Source organism: Rhodohalobacter sp. SW132, from assembly GCF_003390325.1.
Taxonomy (GTDB): Bacteria; Bacteroidota; Rhodothermia; order Balneolales; family Balneolaceae; genus SW132.
Genome location: NZ_QUOK01000005.1, coordinates 21885 through 41227, shown reverse-complemented (window position 1 = coordinate 41227; position 19343 = coordinate 21885). Strand labels below are relative to the sequence as shown.

Sequence of the window (19343 nt, the reverse complement as noted above, 5' to 3'; positions counted from 1 at the left end):
ACACAGATAAAGTGATGAGGCTTTAAAATTATTATATATAAACAATCAGGCAGTTGGCTCTACGGATACAAATTTACGTCCGTTTCCTTTTCTCCTGAATGTTACCGTTCCGTCGGAGAGCGCAAAAAGCGTGTCATCTCCGCCGCGTCCTACGTTTATTCCGGGATGGAACTTGGTGCCGCGCTGGCGTACAATAATATTTCCGGCTTTTACAACCTGACCGCCAAATTTTTTAACACCAAGACGTTTGGATTCTGAATCCCGTCCGTTTCTTGTTGAACCTTGTCCTTTCTTATGTGCCATTGTTAAACTCCTGTTTTAAGAAATTTTTTCAATTTTGAGCTGAGTAATCGGCTGCCTGTGGCCATTTTTAACCCGGTAGCCTTTTCGTCGTTTCTTTTTGAAAACGATTACTTTATCACTTTTCAGGTTGTCGAGAACTTTGGCCGTAACCGTTGATCCCTCAATGGTCGGCTGACCAATTTGAACATTTCCGTCGGCATCCTTCAGAAGTAAAACGTCTTCAAGGGTGACGTTTTCATCTTCAGTTGCGAGCCGGTTTACAAAGATCGTCTGACCTTCTTCAACCTTATACTGATGCCCGCCAATTTTTACGATAGCGTACATAATTAAAATCCTTTATATTGCTTTTTTAGATAGACACGAAAGATAGGGTATTTTGATTTAATTCAAAAAAACTAAAATCACCTTTTTAACTTTTAATTATTAGCGGTGAACACCATGAGTAAAGAATTACCGGATCTGCACAGGCAGGCATTCAAATATAAAAACTCAAAAAAGCTTCAGCACGACGGGGGACGAGCCTGGATTAAAGATTCACAACTTTATGAAGCCAGACATGGAGTGAATGGGAAATTGCTTACACGGGTGGATAAGCAGCTGAAAGAACCCGGTACACCAAGTGATAAGGTAAAATCAATCTGATAGAAAGAGTGCAGATTCTGAATCCGGATATTTATCCGGTTCAGTTAACTCGCTTTCCGTGCGGGAACAGCCCGGTGAATACCGTTTTTGTTCACGTGCCCAATATATTTTCCGATGATACGTACTTCTTCAAAAATGTCGGGTTCAACTATAATATCACTGAATTCGGAGTTGGCAGGTTCCAGCCGGAGTCCATTTTTGCCATAGTAAATTTTCTTGAGACTGGTTTCTCCGTTAAACAGAACCGCTCCGATATCCCCGTCTTTAACATCACTATCCATCAAAAGAACAAAGTCACCATCATATATTCCGGCATCTTTCATGCTCATTCCCGAAACCCGGAGGGCAAAAAGGCTCTCTATATTCGGAAAGAGTGTTTCGAGGGTGATTTCACCCAGATCAGATTCCACGGCTTCCTGCAGATAACCGGCTGCAATTAAACCCTTTACCGGGATTCCGGTGCTTTTTTTATCGTCAAGAACCTCGCCATATTCCGGATGGATATCGTACTCTTCATCCTCACCTTTAATGAGATATCCTTTTTTTAGCAGCGCCTGAATGTTTTGTGTTACGCTGTTGGGTGATTTATAATTAAATTGATCCGAAATTTCCCGATAGGTTGGCCATACATCATACTCCATTTTATAATCTGTTATAAAATCAAAGAACTCTTTCTGTTTTCGGGTTAATTGTGCGTGGTCCATGGGAATATGAGTTAATGTATTACGCTTTTAACAGCATAACGATTTTATGTATAATATATGTGCAAGAAACAAATAACTTTTTTAAAAAACAACGAGATCGTGAATATTCTTCATTCATCTTTGGGGATCGTATCATTCAGTATCATCCTTTTACTGCTGACCAACTGTTCCGGTCAGCCTGAACCGATTTACACAAATCCTGTTATTGTAGATGTGTATCCCGGTCTGGCAGAAGCTGTGGTTAGCCGTGATTTTGATCAGCTTCATGGTTATCTCTCCCACGAAGATGAGAATGTGAGAGCTGCAGCTTGGCATGCGATTGGGAAAAGTGAGACCGATCAAACCGAAAGACTGTTAACTGCAGTTATTCGTGAAAATAGTATTGCTGCGTGGCAGGCACTCTCTTTTTATGAAATCGATGCGGAAGGTGTTGAGCAAGTTGATGAACTATTGCAACGCGAGGACAATACATACATCAAAGCGTGTGAATTTTACCGGCGGCAGGGGGATGCCGACCACATTCCAATGTTATTGCAGAAAAAGGATCCATCAGAACATGCCCATCGATGTGCTGCGGCGATTGGGGCGATTGTTTCCAGGGTAGAAATTAATGATGAGATGAAACGCGATATTTTAAATCGTGCTTTTGAGTCTGAAAATCCCGAATACCGAAGAAATCTGCTGTATGGATTTTATCGAAGCGGACTGAACCGTCCTGAACCCGAAAGTGAATTGCGGCAGGCGATTTTGGATGATTGGCTGGAGACAGTGTTCGGCAGTGAAAAAGAAACCGATCGCTACATGGTGAGAATTCTTGGTGAAAAAGCCGCTGAAAATCTTCTTGAACTACACGGTGGAATCCGCCGGGTCAATGATATTCCGCTGGCTGTGGAGATTGCCCGAAACATTCCCCTGACCGGAGATGAGCATTCTGATGTAGACCGGATAAAATCATTTCTGAGCCACTCCAACCCACATGTGATTGCACAAACTTTGGAAACACTCAAGCAGCATGCGTTTTCTTCAGATGAATTAAACGATTTTATTTATAGTGAGATCACGGTTCCTACCCGGAATCCTGAAGTTTTTATTACATCCCTGGAATACCTTCAGCAGCAAAATATAAATCTGTCGGGATTAGCTGAAAAACAGCTCTTTGCTGAAAAAGCCGGACCATACCTTACCCATCGATACCTGGAATTTTACAGGACTGAAAAGTCACCTGATGAGTACCTCCGTAAAATTGAGGAACATATCAAAGCGGGTGAGATCCGATCCCTTCACGCAACGCAATCTCTTTCACAATTCTGGACAGAGAATGATGCGGATGCCCATCGGGCAGAAATTCACCGGTTAGTCCGGATAGCGGTAGAATCTCAAAGCCGAAGCGCCATTTCGGGATTAAACACGCTGCTGAATGATGAAGTCATAATTGAAGAGACTGATTTTGAATGGCTGGACGGCGTTTATACAGATGCTGTTGAGAATGGATATGATGAATTTGCGGAGCAGCTGGGTCAGAATCTGGAGAGCCGCTTTCCTGATCGATACACTCAGCGGCATGATGCATTTCAAAAAGAGTTCAGAATGCCCGATTGGGATCGATTGCATGCGCTGGGTACACGTCCCCACTGGCGGCTCGAAACCAGCCGGGGAGTGGTAGAGGTTCGGCTTGATCCGCTCACGGCCCCGTTCACCGTATCATCCATCGACAGCCTGACGCGCGCAGGCGCTTACGAAGGAGCAGCGTTCCACCGGGTTGTTCGGAATTTTGTGGTTCAGGGCGGAGATTTTGATCGAAGGGATGGATTTGGGGGACCGGACTATCGTATTCCAACGGAACCATCAACCCGCTCTTTTGAACGCGGCTCTGTGGGGATTGCAAGTTCAGGCACCGACACCGAGGGCGGACAGTTTTATTTCATGCACATTTGGGCACCTCATCTCGATGGAAGCTATACGCGGTTTGGTGAGGTTGTTCGGGGGATGGATGTTGTAGACAAACTCAGAATTGGCGACAGGGTGGAGCGTGCCTCCATTTCTGTCCGTTAGTTTAGAGTTGAGTTTTCTTTGTATATCAAATCAAAAGAAATGCTCATCACCGAAACCGGAATATAAAAGTGTTGTTGAATGGAATGATTTAGTCCAGAAAAAGCATTATGTTTAATGTTAAACTAAATAAGAAAAAGCATTATGGAATTAGGACTTTATACATTCGTAGAAAACACACCGGTAGCGGATACAGGGCAAACCCTTCATCCATCTGAACGCCTTCGCAATTTGATGGAGGAGATTGAACTGGCTGATGAAGCGGGACTTGATATTGTAGGGATTGGTGAGCATCACCGTTCGGAATATATTTCATCCGCGCCCGCGGTAATTCTCGCGGCAGCCGCTGAACGCACGAAAAAGATTCGGCTCTCCAGTGCGGTAACAGTATTGGGTTCCGAAGATCCTGTTCGCGTATTTCAGCAATACTCCACGCTTGATCTGCTCTCGCAGGGGAGGGCTGAAATTATGGTCGGCCGCGGTTCCTTTGTAGAATCCTTTCCGCTTTTCGGACAGGACCTGGAAGATTATGATGAGCTATTTGCAGAAAACCTGGAACTGCTGCTGAAACTTCGGGAAAATGAAACGGTGAGCTGGAGCGGAAAATACCGGCCATCGATTAGCAGCCGGGGAGTATATCCGCGCCCGATGCAGTCTGATCTGCCCATCTGGATCGCTGTTGGCGGAACTCCACAATCTGCCTATCGTGCGGGAGCACTCGGAATTCCGATGGCCCTTGCTATTATTGGCGGAGAGCCCGCCCGGATGAAACCGCTTGCTGACCTTCATCGCCGCGGAGCTGCAGAAAACGGGCAGGAGAAGCAGCCGCTGAGCATCAACTCTCACGGATTTCTTGCCGATACTTCACAGGAAGCCCACGACATCGCATTTCCGGCGTTTAAAGTTCAAATGGATAAAATCGGCAGAGAAAGAGGGTGGCCGCCAATGAGCCGCGAGCAATTTGAAGCCTCAACCACTCTGCACGGCGCAAATGTTGTGGGAAGCCCGGAGCAGATCATTGAAAAAATATTACATCAGCACGAGATATTTGGTCATACCCGATTTCAGCTGCAGATGAGCGTCGGCAGTATTCCACACGAAAAACTGATGCGATCCATCGAGCTTTTTGCTACAAAAGTGGCTCCGGCGGTGCGAAAAGAATTGAAGGCGGTAGAAGCCTGATTTAAAATATCGAATATCGAACACTGAATATTGAACGGATCCTTTCGAAATTCTGCGTTCATTATTCATGATTCGATATTCCGATTCTCTGCTGCCGGTTATCACACATAGCATAGTGTAGTTTTTGTAAATATTCTGTCAAGAAGCTTTCCTGCTTTCAGCACTTCAATATATCCGCCTCTGTTTGCCGGATTGATCCGTTTTCCAGAACGTTAAAAAATTAAAAAAAGATGTGGAATCCTTAACGGTTATCAAAGAATAGAGTATCTATTAACATGCCGGAGCTGTTATCATATAAATTCCTTTCATGAAAACCGTATAGCTGCATGGACGTTACGAACCGCAGTTCAGTATCTCATCACAGTTTGCTTACCCTGTTTACGTTTTTCTGGGGTGCGAACTTTATCTTGGCCGAAATCGCGCTGAGGGAAATGTCACCCATCTCATTTAGTGTTAGCCGTTTTGCAGTTGGCGGAATCATGATGCTGATGGTACTGTATGCTCAGTGTTATGCAGATGCCAAACGGGAAAATAAAGCCTTTCAATTTTTCCCGAAGATTGAGAAAAAAGACTGGGGAAAATTGCTGATCGTAGCCGTTTTGGGCGCAACACTTGCGCCATGGCTCGGAATTGAAGGGCTGGACCTCACACACGGTTCACGCGCTTCGATCTGGCTGGCGCTCGGACCCGCAATCAGCACAGGATGCGGTCTGCTGATGAGAACCGAAAAACTGGGCCGATACGGTTACATCGGAATTCTGCTTGCCGGAGTCGGCACCCTGATCATGGCGTTCGACGGACTTCGTCCCGGTCAGGGTTACTGGGCCGGCGACCTTCTTCTGCTGGTGGCCCTGGCCATGACCGTTGTAGAACTGCATCTGATCAAACCGCTGGCAAAAAAATATGGCTCGATCAGTATGGTGGCGATGCGAACGGCAATTGGCGGTTCTCTCTACCTGGTTATCGCATCACCGTCACTTGCAGGTGAAGAGTGGCTGACATTTGGATTCTGGACCTGGTTTGCCATAATTGCGGGTGGCGGAATTGGGGTTGGTATCGGGCAGTGGGTGAAAGTGAGGGCTCTCCGGCAGCTGGGGCCCACCCGAGTGGTCATCTATGGTAATCTCGTTCCGCTCGCTGCAATGTTTATAGCATGGCTTTCAATAGGTGAAAACCCTTCGGTTTTCGAAATAGTAGCCGGGGGATTAATTATTGCCGGGGCAATCCTTATCCAGGTAATTGATGTTATCAAACGTAATAAAGTAACGACGCCGGATGAAGATCAGCTTTCGGTAGTTAGCAGCGGGAAACAGGATTGATTACGATCAGTTTTTTGAGAAACGGTATCATCAAATCAATAAACCTATAACACGAAATGAACACGCAATGCAGTAAAAAATCAACCCGAACACTTCCATTGAACGAATAAATGGTTATTTTAAAAAAATTGGTCAGCATCGGATTCGAAACAATTTCCTCAAGAAATATTCAATGATTAAGAAAAAAGTAAAAGTGCTGAATGAAGCCGGATTACACGCCAGGCCATCGTCAATATTGGTAAAAACTGCATCCCAATTTAAATCAGATCTGTTTATCGAAATGTATGGCTACAGGATAAACGGCAAAAGTATTTTGGGGTTGATGACACTTGCCGCAGAGAAAGGGTCTGAAATGGAGTTGATTATGGACGGACCGGATGAAGAAGAGGCTATGGAAGCTGTTACAGAATTATTTGAGAATAAATTTAAAACCGCGTAATCGTGAGTACGAAAGATACAATTAAACAGCGTACGCTGTTGGGTACGCCGGGAGCCGGAGGTCGTGGTTTAGGCAGACCTGTAGTTTTAAATCGTGAAAAAACCGTTGTAAAGCCAGAAAAAATAGAAAAGGGTGAAGAGGAGAATGAGTTGCGCTTCATCAACCGGGAGATTGATGAGCTTAAGAAGGAGTTTTACGATCTGAAATTGGTGAGCAATGAGAGAGATGTGGAGGAGGTGATTGAATCGCAAATACAGGTTTTAGACGATCCGGAACTCCGGGAAAAAATCCGTGAGATGATCGAAGAACAGCATTACAAAGCGATTTATGCCGTCTTCTCTTCATTTAATGATTATATACAGATATTGGAGAATTCCGGTGCAAAATGGCTGAACGACCGTACGGTGGATATCATCTCCATTCGTGATCAGCTCATTGACCTTATCCGAAATCATCAGCCTCGGGAGCTGGATGCCGATAATGCTGTGATTTTTGCGGTTGAACTTTCGCCTACCGAAATGGTGAAACTCAGTAAATTGAATCCGGCAGGAATTGTCTCTCAAAAAGGCGGACTTACCTCTCATATGGTCATACTTGCTCAATCACTCGGTATTCCCTGTGTGATTGGCGCTGACTGGCACCTGATCAAACCTGAACGATTTGAATCTGTATTGATTGATGGTGACGTGGGATCGGTACTTTTTGATCCCACAGATAAAATAATTGATGAATTTGAGGAGTATCAGCAAAATCAGTATAGGAAAGAGAAACTTGCGCTGAAGTGGGCAGAGGAGGAAAATAAAACCCGTTGCGGTAAGTCGTTTACCATCCGCGGAAATATTGAATTTGTGAATGAACTCCCGCGTCTCTCAACCCGGGGGGCGAGCGGTGTGGGATTGCTTCGAACAGAAACCATTCTGTTTGAATCAAAAGATTTTGATGTGCAGACACAGATTGAATTTTACAGGCAAGTTGCACAGGCGTCTGGCGATCATCCCGTAATCATCCGCCTCTTTGATGCCGGCGGGGATAAACTGCCTGATAATCACGAGGAAGAGCACAACCCGTTTCTCGGATGGCGCGGCATACGTATGCTGCTCGATAGCCCCGATCTGCTTCGGCAGCAGTATGAGGCAATTCTTAAAGTATCGGCAGAATTTCCGGGAAGGATAAAAATTCTGGTCCCTATGATTTCTCATATTGAGCAGATTAACCGTTCAAAAGAGATACTTAAGGAAGTAAAGAATAAGCTTAGTAAAGAAAAGGTTCTGTTTGATGACACCATTCCGTTTGGTATCATGATAGAAGTTCCCGGTATCGCGCTTATGGCATCTGAAGCTGCAGATATGGTTGATTTTTTCAGCATCGGTACGAATGATCTGACGCAATATATGCTGGCGGTGGACCGGGGAAATGGAAAAATATCTTCGCTTTATCAGCCGGGCCACCCATCCGTTTGGCGGATCATTAACCGGGTGATTAAAGTTTGCCGAGACAAAGATTTGCCGTTATCTGTTTGTGGCGAGATGGCGTCAAACCCGCTGTATGCCGCATGTTTCATGGGGATGGGATTGAACGATCTGAGTATGACCACAAATTCTATTCCGGCAGTAAAATCAATGCTCTGCACACACGATATGAGTGAATTCAGGCAGCTTGCCTGGTCGGTTCTGAAAGCAAAAACATATACCGAGGTAGAATTGCTGTTTACGGAATGGCAGAAAAAGGTTGAGTTACAGCAGTAGTAACCACCAGGAACTTTCTGAGCTACTCATTTTTTGGAAATTGATTATGAATTCACAATTTGACCTGAACCGATACAGAGCAAAGTTGAAAACCCGGTGGCTGGGTGCGGATTTTGTCTATGAACCGGAGCTGAAATCCACAAATACCTATCTGAAAAAAATGGATTCTTCCGGGTTTGACCACGGAACGGTCCTGCTTACCGATCATCAAACCCAGGGACGCGGGCAATACGAGCGCAGCTGGGAATCACAGCGTGGAAAGAATCTGACATTTACAGTTGCTTTCAAGCCGTCATCAGGGGATCGCCTGCCGCTATTAACACTCACCTTCGCATTTGGAATTGTACGCGCTTTAAAACGGCTGGATATTGAAAACGTACGGATCAAATGGCCAAATGATATTCTGATTAATGGCAAAAAAGTGGGCGGGCTGCTGACCGAAACGGTGTTTCTTGGACAAAAGCCGGATCGTGTGTTGATTGGTATCGGCCTGAATGTGAATCAGGAAACGTTTGGCAATGAGCTAAACTACGAAGCAACTTCAGTTAAGCTGGAAAAGGGGAAAGAGGTTCGGCGAGAAGATTTGCTTTGTTCACTGCTACAGGAGTTTGAACATCAATATACAAGATGGACGCGCCGTGAGAGCGACCTATGTAAAGATGTGAATAGTACAATTGAGGGCTTTGGCCAGTGGGTAACCGCATCCATGAACGGCACTGTTAAGGAGGGAGAGTTCAAGTTCCTGGGAATGAATGAAAAAGCTGAATGCGTGATGCTGAACAAAGAGCTGGATGTTAAAACGTTTTCCTATGAGCAAATTCGAATCTTCCCCCGTCGTTAAATCTTTTCGGGAAAATATTTCTAAGCTTGAACGAAACGGGACAGAGCATCCGTCAGTAATCTGCGGGGTAAGCGGGGGCGTGGATTCAATGACCCTTCTCTATCTGATTCAACGCCACAGTATAAACTGCACAGTTGTGCACTGCAATTACCGGCTGCGTGGCGAAGCTTCGGAGAAAGACAGGGAGCTGGTTGAGCAGATCTCAGCCATGTGGAACTTAAACTGCATCACCGCAACGTTTGATCCATCAGAAGCTGAAAACGAAAATACACAGGAGTGGGCACGTACAAAACGATACCGGGTTTTCAGGGACCTGAAAAAACAGATCGGGGCGGATTATATTTTTACGGCACATCATCAGACAGATAAAATTGAGACGATTCTGCAGAAGATCTGGCGCGGATCGGGCATGGCCTCATGGAACGCACTTGACCTGCAGGATGGCGACCTGGCCCGGCCTTTGATCGATCTTACAAAAGAACAGATCAAAACATTTGCAGAAGAAAACCACATTCCGTTTCGCGAAGATGAAACGAACGAACGTGCTGAATATGCCAGGAATTTTATAAGGCATGATCTCTATCCCGAAATGGATCGGTTTTTCCCCGGATGGCAGGATAATGTATTGAAGCTGACCCGGCGCGCAGAGGAATTTTCCATAATGGCCGACCTTTTGCTGGATGATATCGTATCAGGGGAAAATGAGATTTCCAGGGAGAAGCTTCTGCATAAACCGGAAGTAATCCGGCCGTTGCTTTTACACCGGTTTATATCAAAAAATCAACCAGGTGTATCTCTTTCAGAAGGAGTGATAAACCGGTTTCGGGAGATTAGTGAGCTGCAGACCGGCGGGGAGATTGCGATCAGTACGGAATGGAAAATTGTGAGGGACAGAAAGTTTTTCAAAATGGTTTCTAAGTCAAAAAGTGAACCGGAGAGTGAAATTTGCATCAGCCGAAAGGATATTGGAGATGAGCTTCGGCTGAACAGCTGTTCATTTCGATTAAAGAAATGGGATGAAAAAATTCAACCGAACCTTCTGCAATTGGATGCGGATAAAATCGACTGGCCCATAACAGTCCGAAAGTGGAGGGATGGAGATAGAATTACACCTCTGGGCATGACAGGAAGCAAGCTGGTAGCGGATCTGCTTTCTGATCATAAAATCTCCACCACACAAAAAAGACGCGCCTTTTTGATAGAATCTTTTGATGGAATTGTCAGCGCCGTTATATTCCCGCACTACAATTCCGGCGGTCATGCGGGAATCATATCGGAGCAGGTAAAATGCAGCTCCGGCACACAAACGATTTTAGAAATAGAAAAAGATCTCTGATGGACCAATTTTTACCTGAAAAAGTAAATATAAATGGAGAACAATTTCGGGTGTATCTCACCCAGGAAGAGATTCAGCAGCGGTTAAAAAATCTGGGCAAGCAAATCAGCCTGGATTATAAAGATAAACGCCCCATTTTTATCGGTGTGCTTAACGGTGCATTTATTTTTTTGGCTGATCTGATGCGATATGTTTCAATTCCATGCGAGGTCGATTTTCTGAAACTGAGCAGCTACGGAGATGAAAAAGTATCCTCAGGAAATGTTACTGATCTTAAAAATATCGATGCCGATATCAAAGGCCGGCATGTGATTCTGGTTGAAGATATTGTAGATACCGGCCTTTCCATGAATTACCTGTTTGAAAAGTTGAAACGGTTTGAACCGGCTTCTCTTTCTGCTGTAACGCTGCTGCATAAAGCTGAAGCAACACACCACGATGTTGAATTAAAATACACCGGTTTTAAGATCTCAAATCTTTTTGTACTGGGATACGGATTAGATTATGCACAGGAAGGCAGAAATCTCGCACAGATCTATATATTGGAAGAGTGATTTATACGGACTGGAACCGCCTGAGAAAATTATTGAAAAGAATGTTGCAAAGGCGATGAAAAGCTTCCTATATTTGATGCTCTTCAGAACAGGATTTATCCTGATTTGACCACACGGAGAGATGGCTGAGTGGTCGAAAGCGCTCCCCTGCTAAGGGAGTATACCCTCAACGGGGTATCGAGGGTTCGAATCCCTCTCTCTCCGCTGAAAAGCGCAATTTGAATAACCCATTCGGATTGCGCTTTTTTTTGTATTCTGATCTATTGATTCCGGGAATCACCCGCCCAGCCGGATGACGATATCACACAACTCCAGTTCATGCGGCTGATTTGACGCCAGCAACACGATCCCCCCATCAACTACAGCCTGGTCCGTCATGTTGCGAACCAGGTGATGACCATCTTCATCGAGATTTGTGCCGGGTTCATCCAGGCAAAGAATTTTAGGACGGTGCAGGACGGATGCCGCAAGTTTAACCCGCTGGCGCTGTCCGGATGAGAGAGAGCCGTAAAGCGAATCGAAGAATTCAGAAATCTCAAACCGTTTAATCAGTTCAGGAATTTCTGCGCAATCCTGATCGCTTCTGAGATCCCGGATAAATTGCAGGTTTTCAGCGGCTGTCAGTTCTTCATACAGTTCAACGTAAGGTGCTGAAAATCCAAGAAATGGCTGAATCTCAGTGGCTGAATATTTATTTTGGTCAACCGTCCACTCAATTGTACCTGAATTAGATGGGATCAACCCGCTTATGCAGCGCAAAAAAGTGGATTTACCGGCTCCATTTGATCCCGCAACCCCTACTTTTCTGTTTTCAGCCTGAACCGAAAGATCTCTGAAAACCGGTTTGCCAGGGTACTGTTTTGTAAGATTTTTTACAGTGAGTGCTGTCATGCAGAATAAAACTGATCAGGAAAAAATGTAAATACAAAGATACACGGAATTTTTTCTGATGTGCGAATGAAATATCAGAGATTATTTTCGTTGAAAGGTATTGAAACCATATATTCCCCAAAAATTAGATCACAGGCATGGAGCGACTCATACGCAATCTCACAAAAAAATATACAGGACTGCTTCCGGATGGAACCGCATTTTTTACTCCGGATGATCTCAGAAAACTGGATATCCCGGAATTTGTCATTCAGAGAATTGAGGTCGAAATCTACAGAAATTTAAATGAATCGATTGTACCTCCCGATTCTGAATGGGCGGACATGTCTGCTCCGGACGTTGAGAATGCATGGGAGATGTTTATCAACGCGATTGTGGCTGAAGTTCGGATGCCTGCATCATATGCGTCGTCGGTTTTCGAGACGTCTATTGCTGATGTTCTGGAGATGATCATACAACCCCGAAAATCGATACCCGCGATCTTATTCGGGCCCGAGCAAGAACTCTCAAGGAGTGAAATTTTGAAACGGAGCCGGTTTATTACAGTTCATACCCATCTTTCTGATGCGGTAATCCGCTATATGGACCGAAAAGGCAAGGAGCGTGTTACGCGTGAACAGAGCCAGAAAATCGTGGAACAGGTTGATAACCGGCTTACCGAAAATTACAACTCACTTAACTGGGCTCAATTTCTTCATCCGCTTTTTCTGCTTGCCGGACCAAAGGTTGATTCAGAGCATCTTCGAATTTTTTTCCAGGACCGTAATCTCAATAAATTTGCAAGAAGATTCGATCTTACCGAACAGCCTGTGAATAAAACGGAATTTATTGAAATCCTGAGCTCACCTGATCTTCTGAATGAGGATAGCTATGAGGATGAACCATCAACACTTTTTGATGTTTCATCAGCTCCCTTTTCATCCGGTACGGAAGCTGAAACCGAACAACAAGAACAAAGCACCGATATCAGAAAGGAAGCAGAACAAAATCAAGACAAAAAACCTGCGGGGAAAACAGGTGACCGGGAACGTCAGGACACTGACAAAGCAGACCAGGAAGAGACTCCCTGGTATGCTGAAGAAGAAGAAGATTTGCACGTTGATGAGCCGGAAGAAGATACACTTCTCTCATCTTTTCAGAATAAACGCCTGGAAAGTGAGGAAAAGGACGAAGAGCCGGATGCAGAACAATTTCATCCCGGAATTCAAGATGAAGAGGTCGAGGAGGATAATGCAGAAGAAAATGAAGAAATTTCATCTCTGTATAACCAGTTTTTTTCCGATGACGAGGAAACTGAAGATCCTGATGAATCGGATCATCTTTTTCCCGATGAAGAAACATGGGATCCGATTTCCCGCGATTACGAAGAAAAGCCTGATGAGTCTGTTGCAGAATCAACATCCGAGGAGTTAAAACAGCCAAAACCGGTGGAAAAAGAACAACCATCGAGCGACAAACGGACGCCTGAGGAAGATCTTGAAATGAATTTATTCGGATCGGATGAACGGGATTATGTTCGGCCGGATGAGGGTTCAGCTTCGGATGAGAAACCTATCTGGCAGTCGTTTCTTGGAGATGAAGAGCACATTTTGGATGATGATATTGAGGAGCCTGAATACTCCGCATTTTCTGAACTTAATGAGTTTGAGGAAGATGAGCCACTGATCGATCTGACGAAAAACCGGGACGAAGAGAATGGCAATGCTGAAAAATTAATCGGTTGGATGGAAGATGACGAACAGCGGTTTACGAGCTCAATATTCAGCGGTTCAGATAAAGCATACGAACAAGCCCTGATGGAGTTGGATGAATTTGAGAATTGGAAAAAGGCAAGTACCTACATTGAGCAAGAGATCTTTGCCCGAAATTTTGTGGATATGTACGACGAAGATGCGGTAGATTTCACCGATCGGATGCAAACCTATTTTGATCAGTATAAATCATAAAAAACTTTAAATGAGTAAACAGGATAAAATTGAGCGGCTAAAAAAACTTCGCGAGGAATCACGATTAGGCGGAGGAAAAAAGCGAATTGAAAAGCAGCATGAAAAAGGAAAACTCACGGCAAGGGAGCGCATAGAAATTCTTGTTGATAAAGGCAGTTTCCAGGAAATCGATGCTTTTGTAACTCACCGGAGCAACGCGTTTGGTCTTGATAAGCAACATATTCCCGGCGATGGTGTGGTTACGGGATATGGAAAAATCGAAGGCCGCCCCGTCTATCTTTTCAGCCAGGATTTTACTGTTTTTGGCGGGTCACTGTCAGAAACACATGCCGAAAAGATTTGCAAAGTGATGGATCTGGCCCTGAAAAACGGGGTTCCCATCATCGGGCTGAACGATTCGGGTGGTGCAAGAATCCAGGAAGGCGTTAGCTCGCTGGGCGGTTATGCGGAAGTATTCTGGAGAAACTCGATGGCATCCGGCGTTGTGCCTCAGATTTCTGCTGTTATGGGGCCTTGCGCTGGTGGAGCAGTTTACAGTCCGGCGCTTACTGATTTTGTGTTTATGGTGAAAGATACCAGCTATATGTTTGTAACAGGCCCGAATGTGGTAAAAACCGTTACACATGAAGAAGTAACTTCGGAAGATCTTGGCGGTGCATCCGCACACGGTACAAAATCGGGTGTGGCACATTTCGCCAGTGACAACGATGCCGTTTGCCTCCACGATATACGGAAATTAATGAGCTATCTGCCGCAAAACTGCGAGGAGAAAGCACCCGCGGCAGACCCGATTCAGCCAGATAAATCAAAAGCTGAAAAGCTGAATGAGATCGTACCCGATAATCCTAACAAGCCGTATGACATCAAGGATGTTATTGATGGGGTGATGGATAAAGGTTCATTTTATGAAGTGCATGAAAACTACGCTGATAACCTCGTCGTTGGGTTTGCACGGCTTGATGGCCGGTCGGTTGGAATCGTGGCAAATCAGCCGCTGTCACTCGCCGGGGTGCTCGATATTGACGCATCTGTGAAAGGTGCACGATTCGTTCGCTTTTGTGATGCATTTAACATTCCGCTGGTGGTTTTTGAAGACGTGCCGGGTTTTCTGCCGGGCACCGACCAGGAGTGGGGCGGAATCATCAAACACGGTGCAAAGCTGCTTTATGCGTTTTGTGAAGCTACGGTCCCCAAAATGACCGTCATCACCCGAAAAGCGTATGGCGGGGCGTATGATGTTATGAACAGTAAACATATTCGCGCCGATTATAATGTTGCCTGGCCATCTGCCGAAATTGCGGTGATGGGCACAAAAGGTGCTGTGGAGATCATTTTCAGAAAAGAGATTGCCAAAGCGGAGAATCCGGAAGAAAAACAGAAAGAACTCGAAGAGCAGTATAGCGCCGAGTTTGCTCATCCGTATAAAGCGGCCGCAAGAGGATTCATTGACGATGTAATTCTGCCGGAAGAGACCCGCGAAAAACTGATTAGCGCCTTTGAACTGTGCCAGAACAAAGTAGATACTGTTCCCAAAAAGAAGCACGATAATTTACCACTCTGATTGCTTTCGTTTCTAAAAATCAGATGACAAAAAGTGAAATCCCGTTCTTTTAGCGGGGTTCACTTTTCTATTTATATTCTGGATTCACTAAGACATATACCCGCCACCGGTAGCGATATAATCCCGTAAAGAGTCAATTTCGTTTTTTTGCGAGCGGATTACGGCTTTTACCACATCTCCAATGGAGATCACGCCTACTACTTTTTCATCGTTCAAAACCGGCAGGTGCCTGATTTTTTTATTTGTCATTAACTGCATGCAGAGATTGATATTATCCGTTGGTTTTACAGCAATTACCTTATCTACCATTATTTCAGAAACTTTCGTCTCTTTTGAAGCTTTTCCTTTTAAGATGATTTTATTTCTGTAGTCCCGTTCCGAAATAATCCCAAGCAGTTTACTGTCCTTCATTACCAACAATGCGCCGATATTGTGATCAGCCATCTTAGCGATGCATTCGTAAACGGTATTTTCAGGTTCTGTGTAGAGTATATCATACCCTTTCTCATCAAGTATATCTTTTACCTTCATAAGCCCTCAATTTAATCGTGGTTACTGTCTGATACCTTAATAAACAAAAAAAATGAGGATTTGCAACTGAAAACTTCTGGAGATCATTCTGAGGACTCAAAAATTGATTTCATCATGTTCCTGTAGGCGGGTGTCAATTCAATATCCCTACGTGCCATCATTTTTTGCATTGCAGATATCGCTTTATCAAACCGGTAAGTGGCAGCGCCGTTGTTACTCAACCAGCTAAACGATCGGATTAACTTGGGGTGATATTCAACAGCAAATAGATTACAGCTAACCCCGCAAACCGTGCCGGTAGTAAGCATTGCATTGATTCCGGTTTTGGAATGATCCCCCATAATTGTACCCAGAAACTGCTGACCCGTATCTATCTCTTCACCCGATTCCCAGTCGTTGATTCGTATATTGCTGTAGTTATTTTTGAGGTTTGATGTGTTCGTATCCGCTCCCAAATTACACCACTGGCCAAAAATTGAGTTTCCTGTGAAGCCGTCGTGTGCTTTATTGGAATAGGAATGGAAAATAACGCTGGCAATCTCACCACCAACCTTGCAGACCGGACCGATCGTAGTATCCCCGTAAATTTTAGCACCCATTTTTACAGTTGCGTGATCACACACGGCGGTCGTTCCGCGAATGACGGATTGCGCCATAATCCGGGCATTTTTACCGATGTAAACCGGCCCGTCGTCTGCAATAATAATTGTTCCGGGTTCAAATGTGGCGCCTTCACGAACAAAAATCTGCTCGCTGTTCACAAATGTTGCACCGGGAAAATCATCAGGGTTGACAGGTTTAACATGATTCAGACGCTTAATATCGTTTTTAATCTCTTGTCCGTTTTGCTGGAAAAGATCCCAGCTATTGGAAAGCAGGCTGCAAGACTGGTTGGCTTCAACCTGTTTTAGCTCCGTGTAATCAATACCGTTTGAAAGCCAGCGATTATGAGTTTTATGATCAATTTTTGCGGCAATTAGAGAATTATCATGTAAACAGGCAGAATTGATAGCAAGGTTTTGTACTGCATTTACGACATGTTTATCTGGCAGAACCCTTGGGTTTATCCAATATGCTATGGTATCATCATGAAGCACTTCAGATTCACTGAACAGACCATTTAGAGGATGGCGGACGATTCCGGAGGGTTTATTTTCAATCTCAAGATCATGATTCCATTTTTCGCCCAGTGTCAGAATTCCAAGACGAAGATCAAAAAGAGGGCGGGTAAGCGTTAAGGGATGAAAATTTTTCAGGAAATTGTCTTCAAAATAAACCGTAATTTCAGCCATACTTATAGAAATAAATAATTTTATGTCGGGATTCTGATTTCTAAATTAGGCAAAAATCATTGAAGACGATAAACAATTAATGCAAGTGTATTAGTATGTGTGGAATAGTAGGATATGTAGGCGAAAAAGATGCCGGCGAAATACTGGTGAAAGGTTTGAAAAGGTTAGAGTACCGAGGGTACGATTCAGCAGGTATCGCACTGATGAATGGAGAGATGCAGGTTCACAAGGGAAAAGGAAAGGTTGTGAACCTTGAAAACCTGATGATCAAAAATAATGCCCACGGAAAAATTGGTATTGGACACACACGCTGGGCTACGCATGGTGAACCGAACGATGTGAATTCACATCCCCATCTGAGCGAATCAGGAAATATTGCAGTTGTTCATAATGGAATCATCGAGAACTATACTTCTCTAAAAAAGAAACTGATTGAGCGCGGAAGAACGTTCAAGAGCGATACAGATACTGAAATTGTTGCTCAGCTCCTTGAAGAAATTTACTCAACATCCGACGTTACATTTGAGCAGGCAATTCAGCTTGCCCTGAAGCAAATTGTTGGAACATACGGTCTGGCAATTGCGAATATGGATGAGCCGGAAAAACTATATGTAGCTCGTAAAGGCTCACCTCTTCTGCTCGGTATTGGAGATAACGAGATGTTTATTGCATCGGATGCATCACCAATTGTAGAATATACAAATAAGGTAATTTACCTGGATGACGGTGAAATGGCCGTGATCACCAAAGACAGCTACCAGGTGAAAACGATTGAAGATGTGGAGCTCACTAAAGAGATTCATGAACTGGCTATGGGGCTCGAAGCGATTGAAAAAGCGGGCTACCCTCATTTTATGCTGAAGGAGATTTTTGAACAACCCCGATCCATTGCTGATTGCATGAGAGGCAGAATACACCCGGAGAATGGGACCATTCAACTGGGTGGATTAGCCGACGTGATTGATAAACTCGCTTCAGCAAATCGAATTGTGATTGCCGCATGTGGAACGAGCTGGCATTCCGGGTTGGTTGGGGAATATCTTTTCGAAACACTTGCGCAAAAGCCTGTTGAAGTGGAGTACGCATCAGAATTTCGATACCGCGATCCGCTGATTGGTGAAGGAGATGTGCTTCTGGTAATCTCTCAAAGCGGGGAAACAGCCGACACACTCGCTGCACTTCGCGAAGCTAAAAAGCGCGGTGCGCTCGTGCTTGGAATTTGTAATGTGGTTGGATCAACCATTTCACGCGAGACAGATGCCGGGGTATTTACGCACGCCGGTCCGGAAATTGGAGTCGCTTCTACCAAGGCGTTTACAGCCCAGGTTGTAGTTCTGACCATGATGGCCATCCGCCTCGGGATGGATAAAGGTATAATCTCAAAAGAGCGCGGAAAAGAACTTGTTGAGGAACTGAATAATATTCCCGGTAAAGTGGAACAGATTTTGGAAGAGAACAATGAGCCGATTAAAGAGATGGCAAAACTGTTCACCTATGCTCCGAACTTCCTTTATCTTGGGCGGACTTACAACTTCCCGGTTGCCCTTGAAGGCGCATTAAAACTGAAAGAGATATCTTACATTCATGCTGAGGGTTACCCTGCTGCAGAGATGAAACACGGTCCAATTGCGCTGATTGATGAGATGATGCCGGTTGTGGTGATTGCTGCCACGGATCATACCAACGATAAAATGATATCGAATATAGAAGAGGTAAAAGCCAGAAAAGGAAGAATCATCTCCATCATGAATAGCGAAAATGGTGCGGTGAAGGATCTGTCGGAGTTCTCAATTCAAATTCCATCCACAGAAGATTGTTTTTCACCGTTGCTGACCGTTATTCCGCTTCAGCTGCTTTCGTATTACATTGCTGTGAACAGGAAATGTAATGTGGATCAGCCCAGAAACCTGGCGAAGAGCGTAACGGTGGAATAGGTGATTATTTATTAATCTGACCAATCATCTTTATTCTGAAAATCTGAGTTCGATTGATAATACTTAGTTTTAAT

Annotated in this window: 18 protein-coding genes and 1 tRNA gene; 13 read left to right on the top strand and 6 right to left on the bottom strand. The window is 44.5% G+C overall.

The window, feature by feature from the left end; translation table 11 throughout:
• Positions 1 to 45: 45 nt before the first annotated feature.
• Complete coding sequence (rpmA, locus tag DYD21_RS10855; RefSeq protein ID WP_116036456.1) at positions 46 to 303, bottom strand: 50S ribosomal protein L27; 258 nt, start codon at positions 301 to 303, stop codon at positions 46 to 48.
• Between the two features lie 15 nt (positions 304 to 318).
• Positions 319 to 627, bottom strand: a complete 309-nt coding sequence (rplU, locus tag DYD21_RS10850; protein WP_116036453.1) for a 50S ribosomal protein L21 — start codon at positions 625 to 627, stop codon at positions 319 to 321.
• A 114-nt stretch (positions 628 to 741) separates the two neighbouring features.
• Between rplU and DYD21_RS10845 the strand changes: the two genes are divergently transcribed.
• Positions 742 to 945 (top strand): hypothetical protein, encoded by a 204-nt coding sequence (locus tag DYD21_RS10845; RefSeq protein WP_116036451.1) that lies wholly within the window; start codon positions 742 to 744, stop codon positions 943 to 945.
• Positions 946 to 989: 44 nt separating this feature from the next.
• Here the strand turns inward: DYD21_RS10845 and lexA are convergent, their stop codons facing one another.
• Positions 990 to 1649 (bottom strand): transcriptional repressor LexA, encoded by a 660-nt coding sequence (lexA, locus tag DYD21_RS10840; RefSeq protein ID WP_116036448.1) that lies wholly within the window; start codon positions 1647 to 1649, stop codon positions 990 to 992.
• A 99-nt stretch (positions 1650 to 1748) separates the two neighbouring features.
• Between lexA and DYD21_RS21200 the strand changes: the two genes are divergently transcribed.
• The 9 genes from DYD21_RS21200 to DYD21_RS10795 all read left to right on the top strand — a co-directional run bounded on the left by DYD21_RS21200 (position 1749) and on the right by DYD21_RS10795 (position 11318).
• A complete protein-coding gene (locus DYD21_RS21200) occupies positions 1749 to 3701 on the top strand; it encodes a peptidylprolyl isomerase (RefSeq protein ID WP_199535513.1) in 1953 nt (650 codons plus the stop codon).
• Positions 3702 to 3842: 141 nt separating this feature from the next.
• Entirely contained in the window at positions 3843 to 4880 is a 1038-nt protein-coding gene (locus DYD21_RS10830) for an LLM class flavin-dependent oxidoreductase (RefSeq protein ID WP_116036446.1), read from the top strand.
• A 326-nt stretch (positions 4881 to 5206) separates the two neighbouring features.
• On the top strand, positions 5207 to 6199 hold the full coding sequence (locus DYD21_RS10825) for a DMT family transporter (protein ID WP_116036444.1): 993 nt from the start codon (positions 5207 to 5209) through the stop codon (positions 6197 to 6199).
• A 172-nt stretch (positions 6200 to 6371) separates the two neighbouring features.
• Positions 6372 to 6638: an HPr family phosphocarrier protein gene (locus tag DYD21_RS10820; RefSeq protein ID WP_116036441.1), complete on the top strand. Its 267-nt coding sequence runs from the start codon at positions 6372 to 6374 to the stop codon at positions 6636 to 6638.
• A 2-nt stretch (positions 6639 to 6640) separates the two neighbouring features.
• A complete protein-coding gene (gene ptsP, locus DYD21_RS10815) occupies positions 6641 to 8383 on the top strand; it encodes a phosphoenolpyruvate--protein phosphotransferase (RefSeq protein ID WP_158551561.1) in 1743 nt (580 codons plus the stop codon).
• 46 nt (positions 8384 to 8429) lie between these two features.
• The gene (locus tag DYD21_RS10810) at positions 8430 to 9224 is read left to right on the top strand and encodes a biotin--[acetyl-CoA-carboxylase] ligase (RefSeq protein ID WP_116036436.1); all 795 of its coding nucleotides are present in this window, start codon (positions 8430 to 8432) and stop codon (positions 9222 to 9224) included.
• Complete coding sequence (tilS, locus tag DYD21_RS10805) at positions 9193 to 10560, top strand: tRNA lysidine(34) synthetase TilS (RefSeq protein ID WP_158551558.1); 1368 nt, start codon at positions 9193 to 9195, stop codon at positions 10558 to 10560. Before DYD21_RS10810 ends, tilS begins: the two co-directional genes overlap by 32 nt.
• Complete coding sequence (hpt, locus tag DYD21_RS10800) at positions 10560 to 11114, top strand: hypoxanthine phosphoribosyltransferase (protein ID WP_116036431.1); 555 nt, start codon at positions 10560 to 10562, stop codon at positions 11112 to 11114. The genes tilS and hpt overlap by 1 nt, the downstream gene beginning before the upstream one ends.
• 115 nt (positions 11115 to 11229) lie before the next feature.
• Positions 11230 to 11318: transfer RNA gene (locus tag DYD21_RS10795), tRNA-Ser, on the top strand.
• A 72-nt stretch (positions 11319 to 11390) separates the two neighbouring features.
• Here the strand turns inward: DYD21_RS10795 and DYD21_RS10790 are convergent.
• Positions 11391 to 12005, bottom strand: a complete 615-nt coding sequence (locus DYD21_RS10790; protein WP_116036428.1) for an ABC transporter ATP-binding protein — start codon at positions 12003 to 12005, stop codon at positions 11391 to 11393.
• Between the two features lie 137 nt (positions 12006 to 12142).
• Between DYD21_RS10790 and DYD21_RS10785 the strand changes: the two genes are divergently transcribed.
• Positions 12143 to 13951, top strand: a complete 1809-nt coding sequence (locus DYD21_RS10785; protein ID WP_116036426.1) for a hypothetical protein — start codon at positions 12143 to 12145, stop codon at positions 13949 to 13951.
• Positions 13952 to 13961: 10 nt separating this feature from the next.
• Complete coding sequence (locus tag DYD21_RS10780) at positions 13962 to 15512, top strand: acyl-CoA carboxylase subunit beta (protein WP_116036423.1); 1551 nt, start codon at positions 13962 to 13964, stop codon at positions 15510 to 15512.
• An 87-nt stretch (positions 15513 to 15599) separates the two neighbouring features.
• Here the strand turns inward: DYD21_RS10780 and DYD21_RS10775 are convergent, their stop codons facing one another.
• Both DYD21_RS10775 and DYD21_RS10770 read right to left on the bottom strand, forming a co-directional pair.
• The gene (locus DYD21_RS10775) at positions 15600 to 16043 is read right to left on the bottom strand and encodes a CBS domain-containing protein (protein WP_116036421.1); all 444 of its coding nucleotides are present in this window, start codon (positions 16041 to 16043) and stop codon (positions 15600 to 15602) included.
• A gap of 83 nt (positions 16044 to 16126) precedes the next feature.
• Entirely contained in the window at positions 16127 to 17335 is a 1209-nt protein-coding gene (locus DYD21_RS10770; protein WP_116036418.1) for a putative sugar nucleotidyl transferase, read from the bottom strand.
• Positions 17336 to 17430: 95 nt separating this feature from the next.
• On the opposite strand from DYD21_RS10770, the gene glmS reads away from it, so the two are divergent.
• Positions 17431 to 19269 (top strand): glutamine--fructose-6-phosphate transaminase (isomerizing), encoded by a 1839-nt coding sequence (glmS, locus tag DYD21_RS10765; RefSeq protein WP_116036415.1) that lies wholly within the window; start codon positions 17431 to 17433, stop codon positions 19267 to 19269.
• The last annotated feature ends 74 nt before the right edge of the window (positions 19270 to 19343 follow it).

Coding starts and splice junctions, on each gene's coding strand:
- rpmA (WP_116036456.1), bottom strand. CDS start 303: ATGGCACATAAGAAAGGACAAGGTTCAACAAGAAACGGACGGGATTCA.
- rplU (WP_116036453.1), bottom strand. CDS start 627: ATGTACGCTATCGTAAAAATTGGCGGGCATCAGTATAAGGTTGAAGAA.
- DYD21_RS10845 (WP_116036451.1), top strand. CDS start 742: ATGAGTAAAGAATTACCGGATCTGCACAGGCAGGCATTCAAATATAAA.
- lexA (WP_116036448.1), bottom strand. CDS start 1,649: ATGGACCACGCACAATTAACCCGAAAACAGAAAGAGTTCTTTGATTTT.
- DYD21_RS10830 (WP_116036446.1), top strand. CDS start 3,843: ATGGAATTAGGACTTTATACATTCGTAGAAAACACACCGGTAGCGGAT.
- DYD21_RS10825 (WP_116036444.1), top strand. CDS start 5,207: ATGGACGTTACGAACCGCAGTTCAGTATCTCATCACAGTTTGCTTACC.
- DYD21_RS10820 (WP_116036441.1), top strand. CDS start 6,372: ATGATTAAGAAAAAAGTAAAAGTGCTGAATGAAGCCGGATTACACGCC.
- DYD21_RS10810 (WP_116036436.1), top strand. CDS start 8,430: ATGAATTCACAATTTGACCTGAACCGATACAGAGCAAAGTTGAAAACC.
- tilS (WP_158551558.1), top strand. CDS start 9,193: ATGAGCAAATTCGAATCTTCCCCCGTCGTTAAATCTTTTCGGGAAAAT.
- hpt (WP_116036431.1), top strand. CDS start 10,560: ATGGACCAATTTTTACCTGAAAAAGTAAATATAAATGGAGAACAATTT.
- DYD21_RS10790 (WP_116036428.1), bottom strand. CDS start 12,005: ATGACAGCACTCACTGTAAAAAATCTTACAAAACAGTACCCTGGCAAA.
- DYD21_RS10785 (WP_116036426.1), top strand. CDS start 12,143: ATGGAGCGACTCATACGCAATCTCACAAAAAAATATACAGGACTGCTT.
- DYD21_RS10780 (WP_116036423.1), top strand. CDS start 13,962: ATGAGTAAACAGGATAAAATTGAGCGGCTAAAAAAACTTCGCGAGGAA.
- DYD21_RS10775 (WP_116036421.1), bottom strand. CDS start 16,043: ATGAAGGTAAAAGATATACTTGATGAGAAAGGGTATGATATACTCTAC.
- DYD21_RS10770 (WP_116036418.1), bottom strand. CDS start 17,335: ATGGCTGAAATTACGGTTTATTTTGAAGACAATTTCCTGAAAAATTTT.
- glmS (WP_116036415.1), top strand. CDS start 17,431: ATGTGTGGAATAGTAGGATATGTAGGCGAAAAAGATGCCGGCGAAATA.